This window comes from Variovorax sp. GW823-FHT04B03, from assembly GCF_058796495.1.
Genome location: NZ_JBXAIT010000002.1, coordinates 1 through 23,443, shown reverse-complemented (window position 1 = coordinate 23,443; position 23,443 = coordinate 1). Strand labels below are relative to the sequence as shown.

Here is a 23,443-nt window from a genome sequence, read left to right as displayed (position 1 = left end):
CCATGTCCGGCTTGGGCAATGACCAGGAGGTCTCGCCCGAAGCCGTCCTGGCCTACGGCCGCAGCGTGCTGGCCGCGCAGCCCTTCAGCGTGCTGATCGGCGCCGAGCTGCACGCACTCGCGCCGGGCCATGCCGAGCTCCAGCTGCCGCTCGGCGCGCAGCTGAAGCAGCAGCACGGTTTCGCCCATGGCGGCATCGTGAGCTACATGGCCGACAACGCGCTGACCTTTGCCGGCGGCAGCGCCTTGCGCGTGCCGGTCGTGACCTCCGAATTCAAGATCAACTACGTGCGGCCCGCCATCGGCCAGCGGCTGATTGCGCGCGCCCGGGCCGTGCACACCGGCAGCTCGCAGGCCGTGTGCACCTGCGAGGTGGTGGCGGTGGCCGACGACGGCACCGAGAAGCTCTGCGCGCTGGCGCAGGGCACCATCGCCAAGCTGCCCGATTCCCCGAAGAAGACTTCGTCGCCCGCGAAGTCGTAGCCTGAAGAAGACATCACCATGAGCCTGCGTCCCACCCTCGACTTTCTGCTCTACGACTGGCTCGACGCCGAGAAGCTCAACCAGAGCGAGCGTTTTGCCGACCACTCGCGCGAAACCTTCGACGCCGTGCTCGACACCTGCGAGCGCATCGCGCGCGAAAAGTACGCGCCGTTCAACCGCACCGTCGACATGCAGGAGCCGCATTTCGACGGCGAGAAGGTCATCCTGCCGCAGGCCACGCACGATGCGCACAAGGCCTTCGTCGAGTCCGGCATGCTGAGCGCCGCACAGGACTACGACATTGGCGGCATGCAGCTGCCCTACACGGTGCAGGCCGCGGCCAACAGCTTCTTCGCGATGGCCTCGGTGAGCATCGGCTCGAACATGCTCACCAGCGGCAACGCCAACCTGCTCATGGTGCACGGCACCGAGAAGCAGAAAGAGGTGTTCGCCAAGAACGAATTTTCGGGCCGCTGGGCCGGCACCATGTGCCTGTCGGAGCCCCAGGCCGGCTCGTCGCTGAGCGACGTGGCCACGCGCGCCGTGCCCGATGGCGCCGACTTCCAGGACGACCCGCTGGGCCCGCGCTACCGCCTCACGGGCAACAAGATGTGGATCTCGGCCGGCGACCACGAGCTGACCGAGAACATCGTGCACATCGTGCTGGCCAAGATTCCCGACGAGAACGGCAAGCTCGTTCCCGGCACGCGCGGCATTTCGCTGTTCATCGTGCCCAAGCGCATGGTGGACACGCAGGGCGAACTCACCGGCGAACGCAACGACGTGGCGCTGGCAGGCCTGAACCACAAGCTCGGCTGGCGCGGCACCACCAACACGCTGCTGAACTTCGGCGAAGGCAAGTACCCGGTCGGCGGCAAGGCCGGCGCGGTGGGCTACCTGGTCGGTGCGCCCGGCAAGGGCCTGCACTGCATGTTCCACATGATGAACGAGGCCCGCATCGGCGTCGGCACCGCCGCCACCATGCTCGGCATGGCCGGCTACTACGCCTCGCTCGACTACGCCAAGAGCCGCCCGCAGGGCCGGCTGGTGAAGAAACCCGAAGCCGCCGGCGCGGCCGTGGCCAAGGACTCGGCCGCGCCGCAGGTGCGCATCATCGAGCACGCCGACGTGCGCCGCATGCTGCTCGCGCAGAAGGCGTACTGCGAGGGCGCATTGGCGCTGGAGCTGTACTGCGCCCGCCTGGTCGACACGCAGAAGACCGGCGATGCCGCGCAGGCCGACGACGCCCGCCTGCTGCTGGAGGTGCTCACGCCCATCGCCAAGAGCTGGCCCAGCGAGTGGTGCCTGGAGGCGAATTCGCTGGCGATCCAGGTGCACGGCGGCTACGGCTACACGCGCGACTTTCCGGTGGAGCAGTACTGGCGCGACAACCGCCTGAACATGATCCACGAGGGCACACACGGCATCCAGGCGGCCGACCTGCTGGGCCGCAAGGTGCTGATGGAAAAGGGCCGCGGCCTGCAGCTGCTGGCCGGGCGCGTCACCGAGACCATCGGCCGCGCGGGCAAGGTGCCGGCGCTGGCGCCGCATGCCAAGGCGCTGGGCGCCGCGCTGCAGCGCATCGGCAGCGCCACGGAGGCTGCCTGGTCCACCGGCGACCCGGCCGACGCGCTGGCCAACGCCGTGCCCTACATGCAGGCCTTCGGCCACACGGTGCTGGCCTGGATCTGGCTCGACGTGGCGCTGCGGGCCCTGGAAATCGACGCACAGAAGGCGAGGGCGGTAACAGCTGGCAAGATCGGCGCCACGGACTATTTCTTCCACTACGAGCTGCCGAAAATCGGTGCCTGGCTCCAGGTGGTCGAAACCCGTGACCCGACCTGTACCGCTTTGCCCGAGGACGCTTTCTGACAATGGCCAACGCCGCCCCGAACTCACCCCCGCCCGCCGCCCAACCGCCGAAACCACCCAAGCCGCATGCGCGGCTGGAGAAGTGGATCTGGATCCTGATCTACGGCGGCCTGTTTCTCGTGATCCTGGGGGTGGCCACGGGCCGCACCGAGCCCGCGCTAGGCTGGTCGATGGCCGTGCCCGGCGTCGTGGTCGCCGCGGTGGGCGTCGTGCTCATCTACGTGCGTTCGCGGCTCAAGTAAGAACAAGGCAAGGACCGACCATGCTCAAGCACATCGTGATGTGGAAGTTCAAGGAGCACGCCGAGGGCGCCGACAAGGCGACCAACCTGCTCAAGGCCAAGGCGCTGCTCGATGCCTGCGCGACGCTCTCGCCCGGCACGCACCGTTTCGAGGTGGTCATCGCCCAGCCCGGGCTCGAGGCCACCTACGACCTGATCCTGAACTCGGAATTCACCGACGCCGCCGCGCTGGCGGCCTATGCGGACCATCCCCAGCACGTGGCCCTCAAGCCCTTCATCGGCGCCGTGCGCGAAGCCCGCCAGTGCATGGACTATGAGCTCTGAACCCCACGCGCCCGACGCCACGGCCTCACCGGCCGAGCGGCGGGCGTTCGGCCGTGCGCAGCGCCAGCGCTGTGCGCTTGGCCAGTGGGCGCAGGTGCCCCGGCCCGACGCCACCGACCGCGATCCGCTCGGCTGGCTGAAGGCGTCCAACCGCGGCCGCGTGCCCGAGCTGGTGCCGGTGCGCCACGGCCGCATGCTGGCCAGCCCCTTCACGTTCTACCGCGGCGCCGCCAGCCTGATGGCGAACGACCTCGCCAGGCTGCCGCACAGCGGCATCGCGACGCAGCTGTGCGGCGATGCGCACCTCGCGAACTTCGGCTTCTTTGCCAGCCCCGAGCGCGCGCTGGTCTTCGACATCAACGATTTCGACGAAACCCTGCAAGGGCCCTTCGACTGGGACGTGCGCCGGCTGGCCACCTCGTTCGTGGTGGCCGCGCGCGACCGGGGTTTCAAGCCGCGCATCGGGCGCGAGGCCGTGCAGCAGCTGGCCGAGGCCTACCGCGACCGCATGCGGGCCTTCGCGCGCATGGACACGCTGGAGGCCTGGTACGCGCGGCTCACCTCGCAAACCCTGCTGAAGCTCGGCGCCGAAGACGCGACCGAGCTCGCGGTCATCAAGAAGGCGCGCCGCAGCACCTCGCGCGTGTTCGCCGACAGCGCGACCGAGACGGTCGACGGCCGCCTCATGATCCGCGACCAGCCGCCGTTCGTGTACCACGACGCCCGCGCGACCGCGCGTGAAATCAAGCGCTTCCGCGCCGGGCTGCCGGCCTTCCTGGCGCAGTACCGCGCCAGCCTGCCGCCCGAGCGCCAGCGGCTGTTCGACCGCTACGAGCTGCACGACGTCGCGGTGCTCACGCCCGGCGTCGGCTCGGTCGGCCGGCGCTGCTTCCTGCTGCTGCTCGTGGCCGACCGCGCGCACCCGCTGTTCCTGCAGTGCAAGGAGGCCGGCGAGTCGGTGCTCGAAGCCCCGCTGGGCGCGGCACCTGGCGCAGCGTCGCCAGGCCAGCGCGTGGTGCAGGGCCAGCGGCTGGCCCAGGCCGCCAGCGACGTCTTCCTGGGCTGGGCCCAGGGACCGGGCGGGCGCGGCTTCTACGTGCGGCAGCTGCGCGACATGAAGGCCTCCTACAAGCTCGAGGACTTCAAGCCGGTCGACCTGCTCGAGTTCGCCGAGGCCTGCGGCTACAGCCTGGCCCGCGCGCATGCCAAGGGCGGCGACGCCTGGGCCATCGACGGCTACCTGGGGCGCTCCAGGAGCTTCAACACGGCGCTCGCCGATTTCGCCGAAGGCTATGCCGACGTGAACCAGGCCGACTGGCGCCGGCTGAAAAAAGCCGTGGCCGCCGGCAAGGCCGCCGCGGTCGAGGCGGACGACACCGCGTCCTGACAGCCCGAAGCCACCGCCTCCAGCGCCAACGCAACCCTCTTCTTTCATCATCCACACCGGAGACACCGACATGACGAAGCCCCGCACCACCCAACAGCTGTTCGACCTCACGGGTCAAACGGCGCTCATCACCGGCGGCTCGCGCGGCCTGGGCCTGCAGATGGCCCATGCGCTGGGCGAAGCCGGCGCGAAGATCATGCTGAGCTCGCGCAAGGCCGACGACCTGGAACAGGCCGCCGCCGAGCTGCAGGCTGCCGGCATCGACGCGCGCTGGATCGCCGCCGACTGCTCCAAGGAAGAAGACACCCGCCGCCTGGCCGACGAGACCCTGCAGCGCATGGGCGGCGTCGACATCCTCATCAACAACGCCGGCGCCAGCTGGGGTTCGCCGGCCGAGAGCCACCCGGTCGAAGCCTGGGACAAGGTGATGAACCTCAACGTGCGCGGCTACTTCATCCTGGCGCAGCAGGTTGCCAACGGCTACATGATCCCCAAGAAGCGCGGGCGCATCATCAACATCGCCTCGATCGCCGGCCTGAACGGCAACCCGCCCGGCATGCAGACGCTGGCCTACAACACCTCGAAGACCGCGGTGATCGGCTTCACGAAGACGCTGGCCGCCGAATGGGGCAAGTACAACATCAACGTGAACGCGATCTGCCCGGGCTTCTTCATGACGAAGATGGCAGCCGGCCTGATCAAGACCCTGGGCGAAGAGCACATGGCCGCCTCGGCGCCGCTGGGCCGCCTGGGCGACGACGAAGACCTGAAGGGCCTGACGCTGCTGTACGCGAGCGATGCCGGCAAGCACATCACCGGCCAGTGGGTGGCGGTCGACGGCGGCGTGAGCGTGGTGCTGGGTGCGGCCTGACATGTCCGATTCGCCTGAAAAGTCCAGCGACATCAACATCCGCTCGTACACGAGCCAGATCCCGTTCGCGCGCCACCTCGGCTTCGAACTCACGAAGTTCGAGGACGGCCAGTCCGAGATCATCTACACCGCCAAGCCCGAGCACCTGAACACCTTCGACGTGACGCACGGCGGCGCCTGCATGACGCTGCTCGACATCGCCATGGCGGCCGCTGCGCGCAGCGTGGCGCCCGAGACCGGCGTGGTCACCATCGAGATGAAGACCAGCTTCATGCAACCGTCGGTCGGCCCGCTGCACGCACGCGGCACGCTGCTGCACCGCACCGCGACGCTGGCTTTCACCGAAGCCAAGATCTACGACGAACAGGAGCGCGTGTGCGCCCATGCCACCGGCACCTTCAAGTACGTGAAGCGCCGCCTGCCGACCGGCCCCGCGAGCGCGAACGCGATGCGTCCGCCATCCACCGACTGACATCCCATTCCCCCGGAGACTTTCATGCCCACCAACAAGCAGATCCACCTCGACAACCGCCCCGAGGGCGAAGCCACGGCCAGCAACTTCAAGCTGGTGACTGTCGAGACGCCCGCGCTCGCCGACAACCAGGTGCTGGTGCGCCACCACTACATGAGCCTCGATCCGTACATGCGCGGGCGCATGAACGACGCGAAGAGCTACGCGCAGCCGCAACCCGTGGGCCAGGTGTTCCAGGGCGGCACGGTCGGCGAAGTGGTCGAGAGCAAGCACCCCAAGTACGCCGTGGGCGACAAGGTCGTGGGCTTCGGCGGCTGGCAGGAATACAGCGTGGTCGATGGCTCGCAGCCCGGCGCGCTGAAGAAGGTCGACACCACGCACGTGCCGCTGTCGCACTACCTCGGCGCCGTGGGCATGCCCGGCGTGACGGCCTGGTATGGCCTCGTGAAGATCATCGCGCCCAAGGCCGGTGAAACCGTGGTCATCACCGCCGCCAGCGGCGCCGTGGGCAGCGCCTTCGGTGCGCTGGCCAAGGCGCGCGGCTGCCGCGTGGTCGGCATCGCGGGTGGCCCCGACAAGTGCAAGTACGTGACCGACGAGCTCGGCTTCGACGCCTGCATCGACTACCGCCAGCACCCCGACGTGAAGACCATGAGCGCCGCGCTCAAGGAGGCCTGCCCGAACGGCATCGACGGCTACTTCGAGAACGTCGGCGGCTACATCTTCGACGCCGTGCTGCTGCGCACCAACGCCTTCGCGCGCGTGGCGCTGTGCGGAATGATCGCGGGCTACGACGGCCAGCCGCTGCCGCTGGCGAACCCGGCGCTGATCCTCATCAACCGCCTGAAGATCGAGGGCTTCATCGTCAGCGAGCACATGGAAGTGTGGCCCGAGGCGCTGACCGAACTCGGCACGCTGGTGGGCACCGGCAAGCTCAAGCCGCGCGAGTCGATCGCGCAGGGCATCGAATCCGCCCCTGAAGCCTTCCTGGGTTTGCTCAAGGGCAAGAATTTCGGCAAGCAACTCGTCAAGCTGATCTGATGCACTGAAACGCACGGCAAGGAGGCCGGACATGGACATGACGCACGAGGTCTTCAACCAGCCCACGCCGCTGGTCGACTACAACCTCTTCGACACCCACCGCCCCCTGCGCGATGCGCTGAAGTTCAACGCGCCCGCGCTGCAGACCACGCAGCTGCACGAGCTGGGCGCCACCCTCGGTTCGGCCGCCATGCAAACGCATGCGCGGCTGGCCAACATCCACACGCCCGAACTCCACACGCACGACCGCTTCGGCCGTCGCATCGACGAGGTGGAGTTCCATCCGAGCTACCACGCGTTGATGACTGCCGCCGTGGGCGCGGGCCTGCACGGCACGCCGTGGACCGGCACATCCGCCTCGCCGCACGTGCTGCGCGCGGCGGGCTTCATGCTCTTCACCGAGCTGGAGCCGTCCATCCTGTGCCCGATCTCGATGACCTACGCCGTCACGCCCGCCTTGCGCGGCAACGCGGGCGTGCATGCCGACTGGGGCCCGAAGCTCGCCAGCCTCTGGTACGACCCCGCGCTCAAGCCGCTGCACGACAAGCCCGGCGTGACCATGGGCATGGGCATGACCGAGAAGCAGGGCGGCTCCGACGTGCGAGCCAACACCACGCAGGCGGTGCGCGACGGCAGCGACGCCTGGGGTGAGCGCTACGCGATCACGGGGCACAAGTGGTTCTTCTCGGCGCCGATGTGCGATGCCTTCCTCATCCTCGCGCAGGCGCCGGCCGGGCTGTCGTGCTTCTTCCTGCCGCGCGTGCTGCCCGATGGTTCGCGCAATGCCATCCACATCCAGCGCCTGAAGGACAAGCTCGGCAACAAGGCCAACGCCAGCTCCGAGGTCGAGTTCCACGGCGCCAGCGCCTGGCTGGTGGGCGAGGAGGGCCGCGGCATTCCGCAGATCCTCGAGATGGGCACGATGACGCGGCTCGACTGCTCGCTCGGCACCAGCGGCCTCATGCGCCAGGCATTGGGCATCGCGCTGAACCACACGGCGCAGCGCCAGGCCTTCGGCAAGCCGCTGGTCGAACAGCCGCTCATGAAGAACGTGCTGGCCGACCTCGCGCTCGAAAGCGAAGCTGCCACCGCCCTGGCGATTCGCCTCGCACGGGCCTTCGACCGCCAAGCCGACGCGCACGAGAACCTGATGGCGCGCCTGCTCACGCCGGTCGCCAAGTTCTGGATCTGCAAGCGCGGCAGCCACTTCGCGCAGGAGGCCATGGAGTGCCTGGGCGGCAACGGCTACGTGGAAGAGGGCGGCGAGGGCATCCTCGCGCGCATCTACCGCGAGATGCCGCTCAACTCCATCTGGGAGGGCGCCGGCAACATCATGGCGCTCGACCTGCTGCGTGGCCTGCGCAAGGGCGACGCCGTGGCCGCGCTGGCGCACGAGCTGGCCCCCGCGCGCGGCCAGCAGGCCGCCCTCGACCGCCTGGCCGACGCCTTGCCCGCACGCATCGAGGCCATGGCCTCCGAGACCGAGGCGCGCCGCCTCGCGCAGGACGTGGCGCTGGCCGTGCAGGCCGCCTTGCTGGTACAGACCGCGCCCGCCGCCGTGGCCGACGCCTTCTGCGCCTCGCGCCTGGGCGGCGACTGGGGCCAGGCCTTCGGTACGCTGGGCGCGGGCACCGATTTCGATTCGATCATCCAGCGGGCGCAGCCGCGCTGAGCCCCGACAAGAACACCTCCACGAAAGACACCATGGCCGACCTCATCCTTCACCACTACACCACCTCGCCGTTCTCGGAAAAGGTGCGCACGATCCTCGGCGCGAAGAAGCTGCCGTGGAAGTCGGTCTTCATTCCGCCGATCATGCCCAAGCCCGATGTGGAAGTGCTCACCGGCGGCTACCGCAAGACGCCGTTCCTGCAGATCGGCGCCGACATGTACTGCGACAGCGCGCTCATCGCCGACGTGCTGGAGCACCTGCAGCCCGAGCCCACGCTCTACCCGCAGCCCGAGAAGGGCATGTCGCGCATCCTCGCGCAGTGGGCCGACACCTCGCTGTTCTGGGCCGCGATGGCCTGGAGCCTGCAGCCCAAGGGCGCTGCCGAGGTGTTCGCCAAGGCGCCGCCCGAAGCCATCAAGGCCTTCGGCGAAGACCGCGGCAAGATGAGCGCCGGCAACATGACGCGCCTGCGCCCGGCCGACGCCACCGGCGCCTACAAGTCGTACCTGCGCCGCCTGTCCGACATGCTCGACGACAAGCCCTTCCTGCTGGGCGAAGTGCCGTGCATCGCCGACTTCTCGGCCTACCACCCGCTGTGGTACACGCGCCGCATCGAGGCGGTGAAGGGCATCCTCGACCTGACGCCCGCGGTGCTCGACTGGATGGACCGCATGGCGGCCATCGGCCACGGCACCTCGTCGAAGTTCTCCAGCGACGAGGCCATTGCCGTCGCCAAGGCCGCCACGCCGCACACGCTGCTGACCGACAGCACCTTCCAGGACGACCACGGCATTGCGCTGGGCAGCGCCGTCACCATCCGCGCCGAGAGCTTCGGCCTCGAAGAGACGGCGGGCACGCTGGTGGCCGCCACGCGCACGCACTACACGCTGGAGCGCAGCAGCGAGCGCACGGGCACGGTGCATGTGCACTTTCCGCGCATCGGGTATGTGTTGAAGAAAGCAGAGGCCTGAAAACGCCCGACGCGGGCGCGGGTCGGGGCACCTTCGTGACTGCGCCGGCGCGCGTTCCGTATTTCAATAGCGGCTTCCGCTTCAACGTCAGAGACAAGGACACCGGCAAATGATCCAGGACTTCAAGGGCAAGACCGCCGTACTCACCGGCGCAGGCTCGGGCTTCGGCCTCGAATGCGCGCGCATCGGCGCCGCCCGCGGCATGAATCTCGTGCTGGTCGACGTGCAGCAGGACGCACTCGACAAGGCCAAGGCAGAAATGGAAGCCTTGGGCGTCCAGGTGCTGGCGCGCAAGGTCGACGTGTCGGATGCGGCCCAGATGGAAGCGCTGGCCGCCGCCGTCAAGGAGCGCTTCGGTGCGCCGCACTTCGTGTTCAACAACGCCGGCGTGGGCGCCGGCGGCCTGGTGTGGGAAAACACCGTGGCCGACTGGGAATGGGTGCTGGGCGTCGACCTGTGGGGCGTGATCCACGGCGTGCGCCTGTTCACGCCCATGATGCTCGAGGCCGCCGCCAAGGACCCGAGCTACCGCGGCCACATCACCAACACCGCCAGCATGGCCGGCCTGCTCACGCCGCCCAACATGGGCATCTACAACGCGGCCAAGGCGGCGGTCGTGAGCCTGACCGAAACCATGTACCAGGACCTGAACCTGGTCACCGACCAGATCGGCGCCAGCCTGCTGTGCCCGTACTTCGTGCCCACCGGCATCACGAGCAGCGAGCGCAACCGTCCGAACGCACCGAAGGACACCGAGCTCACCAAGAGCCAGCTCATCGGCCAGGCCATGAGCAACAAGGCGGTGAGCAGCGGCAAGATCACGGCCGCCGAGGTGGCGCACAAGGTGTTCGAGGCCATCAGCGACAACCAGTTCTACGTGTTCAGCCACCCCAAGGCGCTGGGCAACGTGAAGAGCCGCATGGAGAACATCGTGTCGATCACCAACCCGGCCGACCCGTTCCTGGAGCGCCCCGAGATTGGCCAGAAGCTGCGCGAGCAGCTGCGCTCAGCCTGATCCCTTCCTGAGGCGGCCCCTCGCGGGCCACCTCAGCCGGCCTGCACCGTCGCCTGCAGGTCGCGCACCAATTGCTCGATGCCCGACAGCGCCTCGGCCATCGAGCGCTCCAGCAGGTCGCCCCGGTCTTCCGCATGCTCGACCGCGATGTCGTGCACCTCGCGCAGCCCGACCAGGCCCAGCGCCGCCTTCACGCCCGGCACCAGAAAGTTCAGATGCGCCTGCATGCCGCCGGGCCCGAAGCCGCTGCTGCCGTGCGCGGTGAGCAGCACCGTGCGCCGCGGGCGCTCGGCCAGCAGCGGCACGTAGGGGTCGTCCAGGCTCGGGTCCATGTCGAAGGTCTCGCCGACGCGCACGATGTTGTCGATCCACGCCTTCACGGTGGCCGGGGCGCTGTAGTTGTACATGGGCGTGCCCATGACGATCACGTCGGCGCGGCGCAGCTCGGCAATGAAGGTGTCGCTCTCGGCCAGCACCTCGTGCATCCAGGGCTCGCGCGCTTCGGCGGGCGTGTAGGCGCTGTGGATCCAGTCGCCGGTGACCGCCTGCGGCGGGGCGATGCCGAAGTCGCGGTAGATCACCTCGTCCTGCGGGCGGGCCGCCTGCCAGGTGCTGACGAAGTGGTGGCTCAGGCGGCGCGAATGCGAGCCGTGGACGACGGCGCCCGAACGGCCGGAACGGGGGCTGGCATCGATGTGGAGCAGGGTGGTGGTGGTCATGGCGTGGTCCTCGGTTGGATGAAGGGAATTCAGCTGTCTGCTTGACACGGTTCCCAATCTATCGAAGCATCCGTGGCCGGACAAACGACGAATTTTTCTCTCTGCAGAAAATTAAATTCATCTATTCGACGCCATGGCCCTCCTGCATTCCCTGCCTCCGCTGGCCTCGCTGCGCGCCTTCGAGGCCGCCGCGCGCCATTGCAGCGCCAAGCTCGCGGCGAACGAGCTGTCGGTCACGCCCACGGCCATCAGCCACCAGGTGCGACAGCTCGAAGAGTCGCTGGGCGTGGCGCTGTTCGTGCGCCAGCCGCGCCAGCTCGTGCTGACGCCGCAGGGCCGCGAACTGCAGGCGGTGCTGAGTGATTCGTTCGCAGCCATGGCGCAGGCCGTGGCACGCCTGCGGGCGCCACCGGAGCGCAGCGCCATCACGCTGTCGACCACGCCCGCCGTGGCCGCGCGCTGGCTGCTGCCGCGCGTGGGGGCGCTGCGCGCGGCGCACCCCCGGCTCGACCTGCGCATCCACGCCTCGCACGACGCGGTGCCGCTGGACGGCCTCACGGCCGACGTCGCCATCCGCTACGGCAAGGGCCAGTGGCCGGGCCTCGTAGCCGAGAAGCTGTTCGACACCGTCTTCGCGCCGGCCTGCAGCCCCGCGCTCAAGCTGCGCCGCCCGGCCGACCTCGTGAAGCACACGCTGCTGCATTTCGCCGTGCCGAACAGCAAGACCCAGCCGGGCACCTGGGCCGCGTGGCAGCAGGTGGCCCAGGTGCCCGGCCTGGACGTGACGGCCGGCCCCGTGTTCTCCGATGAGACCCACACCGTCTCGGCCGCGCTGCAGGGGCAGGGCGTGGCGCTGATGGGCCTGGCGCTCATCGCCGACGAACTGCGCGCGGGCAACCTCGTGCAGCCCTTCGGGCCGGTGCTGCAGGGCTCGCCGTTCTACCTGGTGTGCCCGCAGGCGCGGCGCGACGATCCGAACGTGGCGGCGGTGTTCGAGTGGGTGAGGGGGTTGCAGCCGTTGGGCACGGCGACATGAAATTCCCTTTCCTGCTGCCGCTGGCCGCCGTGACATTGCTGTCGATGGCCGGATGCGCCACGACGCCGAAAGATGCCGCGTCGGTGGTCGAGGGCTATCGCCGCTTTCTGGTGGACACCGAAACCCCGTTTCCAGAACGGACCCGGCGGCTGGGGTTGGAACTCGAGGGCGACATGGCGTCGTTGACGCACCGCTTCGCGCGCCTGAAGCCTTTACCGGGGAATGCCATCGGCTTCGCGTCGGTGTCGGTCTTGTACGGTTCACCGCCTCACTATCGAACGAAGATGCTGGCGGAGTTCGACACGTCCGTGGTCTGCATCACGCGCGACGATCTGGCGGCGCTGGGCAAGGTCGGCGAGAACCCTGGGGGCATCATGGTCATGCACGAAATCCGCGATGGACGGATGACCTTGATGCCAACGCGGGTGGGGCCGGGCTATCTGTTCCTGACCACGGCGCCCGAGTCGACCGTGGTTCGTTTGGCGTTCGCTCAGGCCTGTCTGCATCGGATGGAACACGAGGTTCGCCTGACGCTGCGGCGCTGATTTCACTGCAGCCCAGGCGCCGCCGGCGTCTCGAACCCACGCTGCAACAGCAACGCCGACAACCGCGCACAGGTCTGGCGATCCGGCGCACCGAGCACGACCGACACCAGCCGGCGCTGGTCGCGCTGTGCGGTGGCGATCAGGTGCGCGCCCAGGCCCGGCAGCGAGCCGGTCTTCAGGCCGTCCACGCCGGGCACGCGGCCCAGCAGCAGGTTGGTGCTCGGGGCTTCGGCGGGCACGCCGTCGAGCCGGTCCTTGCCGGCCATCTCGAGCAGCGCCGGAAAGTCGCGCAGCACATGGCGCGCCATCGTGAGCATGTCGACCGCGGTGGTGCGCGCCGTGCGCACCAGGCCGGCGGGGCAGGCGAAGTGCGTGTCGTGCATGCCCCAGGCCTGCGCCTGGCGGTTCATCGCCGCGACGAAGCTGTCGAAGTCGCCGCTGTGCCACGACGCCAGCGTGAGCGCCGCCTTGTTGGACGACACGACCAGCGCCGCTTCGAGCAGGCGGTGCACGGGCAGCGGCGGCGCACCGGCCGCATACAGCGCGGCCGACGGATCGTCGCGCGCGGGCAGGGGGTCGACGGGCACCTGCACGGCTTCGGCATGGCGGTCGAGCCGGTCGTCGCGCAGCTTCTGCTCGACCAGCGCGGCGGTGACCAGCTTCGACAGCGAGGCGGGCACAAAGCTGTGTTCTGAAGGCTGATGGGTCAGCAGCCGGTCGTGCGTGAGGTCGTACAGCACCCAGCTCGGCGTGGGCTGCGCGCTCTCCGCCGGCGAACCGGTGCGCCGGATCACGACGGTGGGCGGTTGGGGCATGGGGGGAAGCGCGGGCGGTTTCGGCATTGCCGCGGCAGCAGCCGCTGCTGCCGCGCGTTCGCGCGCGAGGCGCGCCTGTTGTTGCTGCTCTTTTTCCTTTTCTTCTTCCTGCCGCTCGGTCATGTTGCGAACGATCTGCCATAGCCCCGTGCCGTTGGAGCTCTTGAAGAGCACGGTGTCGTCGGTGGCGACCTGTTCGAGCAGCGCGCGCTCCAGCGCCTCCAGCGTGTCGAAGGCCTGCACGGTGGCGCCCTGCGGCAAGGCGGCGGCGAGGCGGTCGTGCAGCCGCGTCATGCACTCGCCCAGCAGGAACACGCGCGCCGGATGGCACTGGACGATGGGCTCGACGAGCGCATCGTGGTGGCGCTGCGTGTCGTCGCCCAGCTCCTTCATGTCGCCGAGCACGAGCAGCTTGCGGCCCTGTTCGCCGGGCTGGTCGGCCAGCGAGGCGAGCGCCGCGGTCATCGACAGCGGGTTCGCGTTGTACGACTCGTCGATGACGCGAAAGCGCCTGTGGCCGAGCGTGAACGACAGCTCCTGGCCGCGCCCCTTCACGGCGGCGAACGAGGCCAGCTGCTCGGGCACGCGCCCGCTGTCGAGCGACAGCGCATGCGCCACGGCGAAGCACACGAGGCTGTTGACGGCCATGTGGCGGCCCTTGGCGCCGAGCGTGTATTCGAAGCGCTGGCCGTCGCTGTGGGGGCGGCTGGCGCGGACGTGGCCGGTGGTCGGGTCGTGCGCGTCGAGCCGGAAGTCGGCCGATGCGGCGCTGCCGTAGGTCAGCACGCGCAGCGCGCGCGCCCGCGCACGCTCCACGAGGTAGTCGAAGTGGTCGGTGTCGGTGCAGATCACGGCCCAGGCACCGGGCTGCATGCCCTCGAAGATGTTGGCCTTGCGGCGCGCGACGTCCATCACGGTTTCGCCTTCGCCCAGGTGCGAGGCGGTGATGTTCGTGAGCACGGCCAGGTCGGGCCGCACGCGCTTGATGTTCTGGTAGTCGACCGCGTTGATCGCGCTGACGGCCACCTCCAGGATCACCAGGTCGGTCTGCGCGGGCGTGTTGGCCAGCATCGACAGCATGCCCACGCGCGAGTTGTAGTTGTCGATGGTCGCGAAGCGCGTGTGCGTGGGCGCGAAGGCGTGGTCGAGCATGTGGCACACCGAGGTCTTGCCCGCGCTGCCCGTGATGCCGATGACCTTGCCCTGGAGTCGCTCGCGCGCGGCAATGCCCAGCTCGACCAGCGCCTGGATCGGGTCGTCGACCAGCAGCACCGGGAAGTCGGGCGCCAGGCCCGGGACGGGCTTGCGCAGCACCGCGCCGGCCAGCGTGGGCTGCATGCGCGCGACCGACTCCGACCAGTCCCAATTGCGCTCGCTCTCGTTGTCGCCGAAGCGCTCGTGGGTCGCGAGGGTCCAGTAGTCGGAGGCGACGAACATCGTGGGCGGCGGCACCAGCGGCGTGTGGCCTTCGCCGCGCGTGAGCGAGCGAATGAACCAGCCCGGTGGTGGGGCCACATGCCAGGCGCCGCCCGTCACGGCTTCGATCTGCGCGGCGTTCCAGGTCTGCCGCGGCTCGCCGGGCTGGTCGGGCGGCAGCGACGCGGGCGCGACGACGCGGTAGCGCGGCACCGGCGGATAGCGCCACATCGGCGCCGGCGAGGCCTTGCCTTCCTGCACGACGAAGTCGAAGAAGCGCGGCATGCGCAGGCGTTCGATGCGCTGGCCGGGGCCGATCAGGCCGGCTTCCATCTGCATGTCGACGTCGTACAGCCGCGTGGCCAGCGGCGGGCGCAGCACGTGGACGTCGCGGTAGACCTTGCCCGGCGTCCACCGGCTGACGGGATGGCGGCCCTGGCAGGGCGCGTGGCCGGTCGACAGGCCCCAGGCCGGCGCGGTGACGCAGGTGGCGGGGCGCGTGCCGATGTCCAGGCGCCAGTCGGTGTCGACGGGCGCGTCGGCCTGCCACCAGGTCTCGACGGTGAGCGGGCCGGGGCCGGTCATCTCGCGCGGGCGCACGCGCGCGCCGAGCAGGCGCAGCGGGCCCAGCGTGAGCGGGTGGGTGAAGCGGACGTCGCGCGGCACGGCATCGAGCACCGCGTCGGCCAGCGGCTGGCGTGCAGCGGTGCGCACGGCCTCGGCCAGGGCCTCGTCGCGCAATGGTGCACTGGCCGGCGACTGCAGCAGCTTCAGGCAGGCCATGGCGTCGGCAAGCGCCTGCGCCGTGCCGCCGAAGAAGCGGCCTTCGGCGGCCGCCGGCTGCGCGAAGAACATCGCGCGCTCGGGCCCCGTGTGGCTGTCGGCGAGGCGCTGCATGCTATGCAGCAGCGCGCGGTGCAGTGCGGCGCGATCGAGCCCGTCGAGCAGCGGCTGCTGGGCGGGGTTGGCGTCGAGCCGCGCGACCAGTTCGGCACCGGCCGCCAGCTGGGCCGGCAGCGCCGCCACGGCGGTGGTCTGTGCCAGCGCGAAGTCGAGCGACGCGTGGAGGTTCTGCAGGCCGAACTGGAAGTGGCGCGGCTCGGGCCGGTAGCGCACGAACGCGCTGGTGGCGCGGCACAGCGCGTGGTCTTGCGCGTTGGCGTAGCTGGCGGCGACGAAGTGCTCGAAGGCTTTTTCGACGGCGCCGAACCAGCGGCGGTTGCCCGTGAGGCCGTACAGACGCAGCAACGCGACGACGGCCTGGTCGTCCTCGCGCGCATCGCCGGGCGCTTCGGCCTTCTCGGCCATCGACGGGTGGTGCAGCGTGTGGGCGAAGCGGCCGGAGATCGGGTCCTGCATGTGCAGCACGGTGCGCGCGAGCTGGTCGAGCAGCGGCAGGTAGCGCCGGTCGCGGCTGAGCTCGGTGTAGCGCACCAGCGCGCCGATGCAGGCGGCGTTGGCGCCCAGCGAGGTGTCGTTGCTGCCGGGCTCCACGAGGCAGGCGACGTGCGTGCCGTTGGGCAGCGCGGCCGGCCGGATCAGTGTGCGCGTCAGCCGCGCGAGCGCGCGGTGGATTGCGGCCTGCCGGGTTTCGGCCTGCGCCGGGTCCCAGGCCTCCAGCAGCGCGCGCACGGCGTGCGCGTGGTCGGCGGCGCGGGGGGCGTCGGCATCGGGCGTGCTCGGTGCGAGCGTGCCGTCTGCTTGCACGCGGGCGGCGAGATGGTCCGCGCCGGCCGCGACGAGGCGGCGCAGCAAGGCCACGTCGATGGGCTGCAGTTCGCGATGGCCGTCGGCGGCGAGGACGTGCACGCCACTGGCGTCCACGTGCACCGCGCGGGTCTGGAAGGCCCACACGGTGGTGTCGTCGTCGGTGGGGGCGTTGAGGAGGCGCCGGCGCTGGCTGTCGACCTGCGGGGCGAGCAGGGCGGACTCGCATCGCGCGTCGAAGGCCAGGCCTTCGGTGGCAGGGAAGTCCAGGCCGTCCTTGAACGTGGCCCAGCGCAGCGGACGCAGGCGGCGGACCCAGTCGACGCGCAGGTCGCGCGGCACGCCCGTGGCCTGCGCCTCGAGCGCCCGCGTGCCTTGTGCCCAGGCGGCTTCGAGGTCCATGCCGCGTCCGGACAGCACCCGTGCCTGCGTCGTGCCGTCGCTCCAGGCGAAGAAGACGAGGCAGTCCTCGAGGCCTTCGGCGGCGGGCGTCTCGTCGGGGTTCGATGCGGAGTGCAGGCCCTGCCAGGCGCTGCCTAGAAGATCGGAGAGACTCACGGCGTTGTGTCCTGTCCTGCCCGACTCGCGGCGGGTGCGGTTACAAATGGCGTTCAGTCTAGCGTTACAGATACATATTCCGCATGAGGCTTTCCATAGCTCCCTCTCTCCTCGAGATCCAGAACCTGCGCTTCGCGTACCCCGACCAGCCTGCGTTGGCCGACCGCTGGTCCGCCGCCATCGGCGAGGGCGTCACGCTGCTGTACGGCGACACCGGCAGCGGCAAGTCGACCTTGCTGCGCGTGCTGGCGGGGCAGCAGCCCGCGTCGGCCGGGCAACTGCGCGCGGCCGGCGTGGCGCTCGACGCCGAGCCCACGGCCTACCGGCGCCAGGTCTTCTTCTGCGAGCCGGCGTCGGAAGCCTTCGACGCGCTCAGCGTGCAGGCCTGCACGGCCTTGCTGGGCGAGGGCGATGCGGGGTTCGACAAGGCCGAGTGGCAGCGCCTCGTCGACGCGTTCTCGCTCGTGCCGCACCTGGAAAAGCAGATGTTCATGCTGTCGACCGGTTCACGCCGCAAGGTCGGGCTGGCCGCCGCACTCGCATCGGGACGGCCCGTGGTGCTGCTGGACGACCCGGTGGGCGCGCTCGACGCGCGTTCGATCCACGGCCTGTGGCAGGCGATCGAGCGGCGCGTTGCGCAGCCGGGGCGGGCGGTGGTCGTGGCGAGCAGCGAGCGCGTCACGGAGGTGCCGCTGGCCGCGTGCATCGAGCTGCCGCTGGGCTGATCAGCGGCCCGGTGTCGCCATCACGTGGTTGTCGTGCGACGTTCCACCGAGCATGAATTGCGTCAGCCCCATCGCCATCAGCCCCTGCTTTTCGTAGAACGCGACGGCGCGCGGGTTCTTCGCGTACACCGCGAGCCACAGGCCGTCGCTGCCCGTGCGTGCGTGCGCGGCGCTGCGGGCTTCGCGCAGCAGCATCGACCCGACGCCGCTGCGCTGGAAGGGTGACTGCACATAGAGCGTGCGCAGCTCGGTGTCGCAGCCCGGCACCAGCGGCTGCGCGGCGCTGAACTGCAGCAGCGCATAGCCCACGAGCTGGTCGCCGACCTGCGCCACGCGCAGCGCGACATGGGGCGACTCCGACCACGCGGCGAACGCGGCCGGCGTGAAGGTCGAGAGCACGTAGCGCCCGAGCACGTCGTTCACGCCGTCGGTGGCGTAGGTGTCGAGCCAGACCTGGATCGCGAGCGCGGCAAGCGTGTGCGCGTCGGCTGCGGTGGCGGGACGAAGGGTGACGGGTGGACGGTTCATGGTGCGGCGCATTCTGCGGCAAACGCCTCACGCCGCCTGCAGCGCTGACCGGAACCGGCTCGGCGGCGCACCGGCCGACTTGCGCATCAGCCGCCGCAGCGCCGTGGCGTCTTCGTAGCCGACCTGTGCCGCGACCTGCTCGATGGTCATGCGGCTGCTCTCGATGAGCAGGCGCGCGCGGTTCAGCCGCACGCTCTGCACCAGCGCCAGCGCCCCCAGGCCGGTGGCGGCGCGCACGCGCCGGGCCAGCGTGCGCTGCGACATCGCGAACTCCTCGGCCAGCGCGGCCACGCTGGGCGGCGTGGGCAGCGCGGCCTCGATGCGCCGCGTGAGTCGCGCGACCAGTTCGTTGCCGTTGGACAGCATCGACGGCACGACGAACGGGGCCTGCGCCTGGCGGCCGTCGATCAGCAGCACCTTGCTCACGGCCTCGGCCAGCGCGGGGCCGAAGCGCGTGCGCAGCAGGTGCAGCATGAGGTCCGACTGCGCAAAGGCCGCGCCCGCGGTGCTCACCGGCCCGTCGGCGCAGACCATGCGGTCGGCATCGACGTGGCAGGCCGGTTCGAGCCGGCGCAGCTCGGGTGCCAGCCACCACGAGGTGGTGACGCGGCGCTGCGCCAGCAGGCCGGCCGCCTGCAGCAGGAACACGGCCGAGCACGAGGCCGCGACCGCACCGCCGCGCGCGGCATGGCGCCGCACCGCATCGATGGCGGCGCGGGCGTGGTCGTCGGTCAGCCGCAGTGCGAGGTCGGCCGGCTTGTCGACACCGAGGCCGGGCACGATCCACGTCGAGCCGTCGGTGCGCGCGCGGCGGGGCATGGCGAGGGTGCCGATCTGCAGGCCGTTGCTCAGCGGCACGCTGCCGCCATCGGGTGACACCACGCGCCAGGTGGGGCGGGGCATCTGGTGGCGCGGCGCGAGCGTGGCGGCTGCCGCCAGCACGTCGAGCGTGACGGCGGTGCTGGTGGCGAAGCTGCCGGGAAGGACGAGGACGGTGAAATCGTGCATGGCAGAAAACGCCCGATAGGCGTCTGAATGGACACTGGCAGTCTAGTGCGTGCTCGGGTGCAATGGGCATCGTCGCAACACCGAAAGTGCTTTCGTGTCCCACATCCTTGCCCTTGTGCCTCACGGCGCTCCCCTGCACGCCCGGAAGGCCTTGCCATGACCGACCCGCTCGACGACTTCACCCGCCGCGAGATCACGCTCGACGGCGCCACCAAGGCGGTCTACGTGGCCGGCACCGGCCCGGCCGTGATCGTGATGACCGAGATGCCCGGCATCAGCCCGCACGTGGCGCGTTTCGCCCGCTGGGTGCGCGAGGCCGGCTTCACGGTCTACATGCCGTCGATGTTCGGCCGCGACGGCGCCGTGCCGGACGCGGAAGAGGGCAAGGCCGTGTTCCAGCGCGCCTGCGTGAGCGCCGAGTTCCGCGCCTTCGCGGGCAACGCCTCGAGCCTGGTGACGCAGTGGCTGCGCGCGCTCGCGCGGCTGGCGCATGCGGAATGCGGCGGGCCGGGCGTGGGCGCCATCGGCATGTGCTTCACCGGCAACTTCGCGCTCACCATGATGCTGGAACCGGCGGTGTTGGCGCCCGTGCTGTCGCAGCCGTCGCTGCCGCTGGACAACCCCGGCGGCATCGAGATCTCGAAGGAAGAGATCGCCCAGGTGCGCCAGCGCCTGGAGCGCGACGACCTGACCGTGATGGCCTACCGCTTCGAGGGCGACCGCTTCTGCCGGGCCCAGCGTTTCGCGGCCTATGCCGACGCGCTGGGCGACCGCTTCGTGGCCCGCGTGCTGCCCGACAGCGCGGCCAACACGCGCGACCTGCCGTCGTTCTTTTCGCAGGTGGTGGCCAGCCCGCACAGCGTGGTGACGGCGCACCTGATCGACGAGGCCGGCCAGCCGACCATTGCGGCGCGCGACGAGATCCTTTCGTTCTTCGCGCGCCGCCTTGGGGTGCAGGATCAGGCCCGTGCCGAGGCGCCGTCGGCCGGCAGCTGACCGGTCTTCTGTGCGCGACGGTCGAGCGCGCGGCTCCACAGCGCGATCGCCAGGCCCACGAGCGTGAGCAGCGCGGCCACCCAGCCCAGGGCACGCAGCCCCGGGCCGTGGTCGATGGTCACGCCGCCGACCCAGGCACCCAGTGCGTTGCCGAGGTTGAAGGCCGCGATGTTCAGGCTCGAGGCGAGGTTCTGGCCCGCGCCCGAAGCCTTCTCGAGCACGCGCAGCTGCATCGGCGCCACGGTGGCGAACGAGGCCACGCCGAGCAGGCCGACGAAGACCACGGCGGTGAACGGCGTGCCGATGGTGAACTGCATTGCGCCGAGCACCACGGCCAGCGCCACCAGCGTGCCGAGCACGGCGGCCATCGGCGCGCGGTCGGCCAGCTTGCCGCCCAGGATGTTGCCGACGGCCAGGCCGCCGCCGAACACCAGCAGGACCGGCGACACGGCCGATTCCGACAGGCCGGTGACCTGCGTCAGCAGCGGCTGGATGTAGGTGTAGACCACGAACACGCCGGCAAAGCCGAGCACCGTCATCGCCAGGCCGAGCAGCACCTGCGGGCGGGCGAGCACGGCGAGCTCTTCGCGCAGCGGTGCCGGCTTGGCTTCGCCCTTCATGCGGGGCACGAAGGCCGCGAGCACCACGAAGGCCAGCACGCCGATCAGGGTCACCGCCCAGAAGGTCGAGCGCCAGCCCAGCTGCAGGCCCAGCCATGCGCCGGCCGGCACGCCCAGCAGCGTGGCGGCGGTGAGGCCGGTGAACATGATCGCGATGGCCGAGGCGCGGCGCTCGGGCGCCACGAGGCCGGTGGCGACCACCGAGCCGACGCCGAAGAAGGTGCCGTGCGCCAGCGAGGTGATGACGCGCGCGGCCATCAGCATTTCGTAGTTGGGCGCGAGCGCACAGGCGAGGTTGCCGAGCGTGAAGATCGCCATCAGCGCGAGCAGCACGGTCTTGCGCGGCAGCTTGCGGGTGGCGATGGTGAGCACGGGCGCGCCGACCGCGACCCCGAGCGCGTAGCCCGAGATCAGCAGGCCGGCGGCCGTGATGGAGACGTGAAGGTCCGTCGACACCTGCAGGAGCAGGCCCATGATGACGAATTCGGTGGTGCCTATTCCGAAGGCACCGGCGGTGAGGGCAAGGAGAGCGATGGGCATGATGCCTGTACTGTGCGGACGATCGGCCTCGATGACTAGAATGCCGCCAGTACATGCACTTGTGAATTCAAGTCACAACCAAGGAAGCCCATGCCGCGCATCGACGTCAACCGCTCCGGCGAAATGGAGGCCTTCGTGCAGGTGGTGGAGGCGGGCGGTTTCTCGGCGGCGGCGCGGCTGCTGGACATGACGCCCTCGGCCGTCAGCAAGCTGGTGGCGCGGCTCGAGCTGCGCCTGGGCATCCAGCTGGTGCACCGTTCCACGCGCAAGCTGCAGCTCACGCCCGAGGGGCTGCATTTCTACGAGCGCAGCACGCGCGTGCTCGCCGACATGGACGAGGCGGAGCGTTGTGCCGCGGCCGGTGCGGCGCCGCGCGGGCGGGTGAGCATCAATGCCAGCGTGTCCTTCGGGCACCACAAGCTGGTGCCGCTGGTGCCGCGCCTGCTCGAGATGCATCCGCAGATCACGCTCGACATTGCGCTGACCGACCGCATCGTCGACCTGATGGACGAGCGCGCCGACATCGCGATCCGCTGGGGCCAGTTGCCGTCGTCCGACCTGGTGGCGCGGCGCCTGGGCGAAACGAGCCAGGCCATCGTGGCCGCGCCAGATTACCTGGCGAAATACGGCACGCCGCGCACGCCGCAGGAGCTGGAGGCGCACAACCGGCTGGGCTGGAGCTACCGGCGCAACACGCCCGACTGGCCGTTGCGTGTCGACGGCCGCATGGTGATGCTGCCGGTGGCGGGGCCGGTGCGCGCGGGCGATGGCGAGACGCTGCGGCAACTGGCGATTGCGGGGGCGGGTGTGGCGCGCTTGTCGCTGTATCACATCCAGCACGACATCGATGCCGGCCGGCTGGTGCCGCTGCTCGAGGAGTTCAACCCGGGCGAGATCGAGCCGATCCACGCGGTGTACATCGGCAAGGCCGGCACGCTGCCCGCGCGGGTGCGGGCGGTGCTCGACTTCCTGGTGGCGTGTTCGGGCGTGGGCGGCGGGCGTTACACGCTCAAGCGCACGGCGCCGATGCCGGGAAACTCGGCTGTCACCTGATCACCGCGGCGGCAGGGCAGCACGCCGACCCACGAGCCGGTGGTGACGACGGTGCCGGCGGGCACGGTCTGGCCGTGGCGCGTGAGGTGTCGCAACCAGATGGGCAGCAGCCAGGCTGGATCGGCCAGCGGATGCGTGCCTTCGCGCACGACCGTTTCTGCGTCGCCGATCTTCGTTTCGCAACGCTGCGAGGCCCAGTCGACGGCGGCGTACGGTTGCCACTCGCCGAGCACGAGTGCGCCGTGGACTTGCGAATCGGCCAGGCGCAACAGGGCGGGTGTGGCGGCCAGGTCTTGCCAGCGGGCATCGACGATTTCGACGGAGACGGCCATGGCGTCGATGAGGGCTGCCGAGTTGTCGTGGTCGAGTGCGGCGGCTTGGGCGGGGGTGACGTCCTGGCCGAGTCGCAATGCAATCTCTGCCTCGATGCCGGGGGTGTGGAATGTGAGGTCGCTGAAGTTGGCGGGACTCTGGCGCACGCCGGACGGGGGCAGCGGGGCGTGCGTGAGCGTGGCGCTGCGGGAGCCGCCGCCGGACTTCCAGGTCTTCGGAACACCGTTGAACCAGCCGAGGGCTGCGGCTACGGCGTCTTGCACTTCGTAGGCTTGCGTTGCGTCTGGCAGGGCGTCAGTCCAGGGCGTTGCGTCGAGCGTGCGGTTGGCCTGGCGTGCGGCGATGAGGGCTTCGGTGAGGGCTTTTTGGTCGGGGGTCATTTTTGGATCTTCTCAGTTTCTCTTGGGTTCGTTCGTTCAGGGCGCGTGCCCAGGCCACCGGGTACTTCCCTCCGCGAATGTCCCCCGCCTTCGGCTCCTCCTTGATTTCGCTGCGG

22 protein-coding genes are annotated in these 23,443 nt (G+C 70.0%); 16 read left to right on the top strand and 6 right to left on the bottom strand.

The window, feature by feature from the left end:
* Positions 1 to 2: 2 nt before the first annotated feature.
* From AC1RAD_RS08815 to AC1RAD_RS08765, 11 genes are all read left to right on the top strand, one after another.
* Positions 3 to 482, top strand: a complete 480-nt coding sequence (locus AC1RAD_RS08815) for a PaaI family thioesterase (RefSeq protein ID WP_095948561.1) — start codon at positions 3 to 5, stop codon at positions 480 to 482.
* Between the two features lie 18 nt (positions 483 to 500).
* Complete coding sequence (locus tag AC1RAD_RS08810; RefSeq protein ID WP_492734577.1) at positions 501 to 2,354, top strand: acyl-CoA dehydrogenase; 1,854 nt, start codon at positions 501 to 503, stop codon at positions 2,352 to 2,354.
* A gap of 2 nt (positions 2,355 to 2,356) precedes the next feature.
* Entirely contained in the window at positions 2,357 to 2,596 is a 240-nt protein-coding gene (locus tag AC1RAD_RS08805; protein WP_492734576.1) for a hypothetical protein, read from the top strand.
* Between the two features lie 20 nt (positions 2,597 to 2,616).
* Entirely contained in the window at positions 2,617 to 2,919 is a 303-nt protein-coding gene (locus tag AC1RAD_RS08800) for a Dabb family protein (RefSeq protein WP_062471343.1), read from the top strand.
* Entirely contained in the window at positions 2,909 to 4,306 is a 1,398-nt protein-coding gene (locus tag AC1RAD_RS08795) for a DUF2252 domain-containing protein (protein ID WP_492734575.1), read from the top strand. The genes AC1RAD_RS08800 and AC1RAD_RS08795 overlap by 11 nt, the downstream gene beginning before the upstream one ends.
* A 70-nt stretch (positions 4,307 to 4,376) precedes the next feature.
* A complete protein-coding gene (locus AC1RAD_RS08790; RefSeq protein WP_095745325.1) occupies positions 4,377 to 5,177 on the top strand; it encodes an SDR family oxidoreductase in 801 nt (266 codons plus the stop codon).
* Position 5,178: 1 nt separating this feature from the next.
* Positions 5,179 to 5,649: a PaaI family thioesterase gene (locus AC1RAD_RS08785; protein ID WP_082817985.1), complete on the top strand. Its 471-nt coding sequence runs from the start codon at positions 5,179 to 5,181 to the stop codon at positions 5,647 to 5,649.
* A 24-nt stretch (positions 5,650 to 5,673) separates the two neighbouring features.
* Positions 5,674 to 6,690 (top strand): NADP-dependent oxidoreductase, encoded by a 1,017-nt coding sequence (locus AC1RAD_RS08780; RefSeq protein WP_492734574.1) that lies wholly within the window; start codon positions 5,674 to 5,676, stop codon positions 6,688 to 6,690.
* 31 nt (positions 6,691 to 6,721) lie between these two features.
* Positions 6,722 to 8,362: an isovaleryl-CoA dehydrogenase gene (locus AC1RAD_RS08775; RefSeq protein ID WP_492734573.1), complete on the top strand. Its 1,641-nt coding sequence runs from the start codon at positions 6,722 to 6,724 to the stop codon at positions 8,360 to 8,362.
* Positions 8,363 to 8,394: 32 nt separating this feature from the next.
* Positions 8,395 to 9,333 (top strand): glutathione S-transferase family protein, encoded by a 939-nt coding sequence (locus AC1RAD_RS08770; RefSeq protein WP_070060664.1) that lies wholly within the window; start codon positions 8,395 to 8,397, stop codon positions 9,331 to 9,333.
* A gap of 109 nt (positions 9,334 to 9,442) precedes the next feature.
* Positions 9,443 to 10,348, top strand: coding sequence for an SDR family oxidoreductase (locus tag AC1RAD_RS08765; RefSeq protein ID WP_062471360.1), 906 nt, complete (start codon positions 9,443 to 9,445; stop codon positions 10,346 to 10,348).
* A gap of 32 nt (positions 10,349 to 10,380) precedes the next feature.
* On the opposite strand, the gene AC1RAD_RS08760 is transcribed toward AC1RAD_RS08765, so the two are convergent.
* Complete coding sequence (locus AC1RAD_RS08760) at positions 10,381 to 11,067, bottom strand: FMN-dependent NADH-azoreductase (RefSeq protein ID WP_492734572.1); 687 nt, start codon at positions 11,065 to 11,067, stop codon at positions 10,381 to 10,383.
* 133 nt (positions 11,068 to 11,200) lie between these two features.
* Here AC1RAD_RS08760 and gcvA point away from each other — a divergent pair, with 133 nt between their 5' ends.
* Positions 11,201 to 12,103 (top strand): transcriptional regulator GcvA, encoded by a 903-nt coding sequence (gcvA, locus tag AC1RAD_RS08755; protein ID WP_492734571.1) that lies wholly within the window; start codon positions 11,201 to 11,203, stop codon positions 12,101 to 12,103.
* Complete coding sequence (locus tag AC1RAD_RS08750) at positions 12,100 to 12,648, top strand: hypothetical protein (protein WP_492734570.1); 549 nt, start codon at positions 12,100 to 12,102, stop codon at positions 12,646 to 12,648. The genes gcvA and AC1RAD_RS08750 overlap by 4 nt, the downstream gene beginning before the upstream one ends.
* Before the next feature lie 2 nt (positions 12,649 to 12,650).
* Here the strand turns inward: AC1RAD_RS08750 and AC1RAD_RS08745 are convergent, their stop codons facing one another.
* The gene (locus AC1RAD_RS08745; protein ID WP_492734569.1) at positions 12,651 to 17,144 is read right to left on the bottom strand and encodes a Mur ligase family protein; all 4,494 of its coding nucleotides are present in this window, start codon (positions 17,142 to 17,144) and stop codon (positions 12,651 to 12,653) included.
* Between the two features lie 83 nt (positions 17,145 to 17,227).
* On the opposite strand from AC1RAD_RS08745, the gene AC1RAD_RS08740 reads away from it, so the two are divergent.
* Positions 17,228 to 17,869: an ABC transporter ATP-binding protein gene (locus AC1RAD_RS08740; RefSeq protein WP_492734568.1), complete on the top strand. Its 642-nt coding sequence runs from the start codon at positions 17,228 to 17,230 to the stop codon at positions 17,867 to 17,869.
* Here AC1RAD_RS08740 and AC1RAD_RS08735 read toward each other — a convergent pair whose 3' ends face one another.
* Positions 17,870 to 18,397 carry a GNAT family N-acetyltransferase gene (locus AC1RAD_RS08735; RefSeq protein WP_492734567.1) on the bottom strand — a complete coding sequence of 176 codons (528 nt, stop codon included), beginning with the start codon at positions 18,395 to 18,397 and terminating at the stop codon, positions 17,870 to 17,872.
* Positions 18,398 to 18,424: 27 nt separating this feature from the next.
* On the bottom strand, positions 18,425 to 19,405 hold the full coding sequence (locus AC1RAD_RS08730; RefSeq protein WP_492734566.1) for a GlxA family transcriptional regulator: 981 nt from the start codon (positions 19,403 to 19,405) through the stop codon (positions 18,425 to 18,427).
* Positions 19,406 to 19,561: 156 nt separating this feature from the next.
* Between AC1RAD_RS08730 and AC1RAD_RS08725 the strand changes: the two genes are divergently transcribed.
* Positions 19,562 to 20,401 carry a dienelactone hydrolase family protein gene (locus AC1RAD_RS08725; RefSeq protein ID WP_492734565.1) on the top strand — a complete coding sequence of 280 codons (840 nt, stop codon included), beginning with the start codon at positions 19,562 to 19,564 and terminating at the stop codon, positions 20,399 to 20,401.
* Here AC1RAD_RS08725 and AC1RAD_RS08720 read toward each other — a convergent pair.
* Entirely contained in the window at positions 20,365 to 21,561 is a 1,197-nt protein-coding gene (locus AC1RAD_RS08720; RefSeq protein WP_489056780.1) for an MFS transporter, read from the bottom strand. The genes AC1RAD_RS08725 and AC1RAD_RS08720 overlap by 37 nt on opposite strands.
* Before the next feature lie 90 nt (positions 21,562 to 21,651).
* On the opposite strand from AC1RAD_RS08720, the gene AC1RAD_RS08715 reads away from it, so the two are divergent.
* Positions 21,652 to 22,614 (top strand): LysR family transcriptional regulator, encoded by a 963-nt coding sequence (locus AC1RAD_RS08715; protein WP_095948546.1) that lies wholly within the window; start codon positions 21,652 to 21,654, stop codon positions 22,612 to 22,614.
* Here AC1RAD_RS08715 and AC1RAD_RS08710 read toward each other — a convergent pair.
* Complete coding sequence (locus tag AC1RAD_RS08710; RefSeq protein WP_492734564.1) at positions 22,563 to 23,327, bottom strand: fumarylacetoacetate hydrolase family protein; 765 nt, start codon at positions 23,325 to 23,327, stop codon at positions 22,563 to 22,565. The genes AC1RAD_RS08715 and AC1RAD_RS08710 overlap by 52 nt on opposite strands.
* Positions 23,328 to 23,443 lie beyond the last annotated feature (116 nt).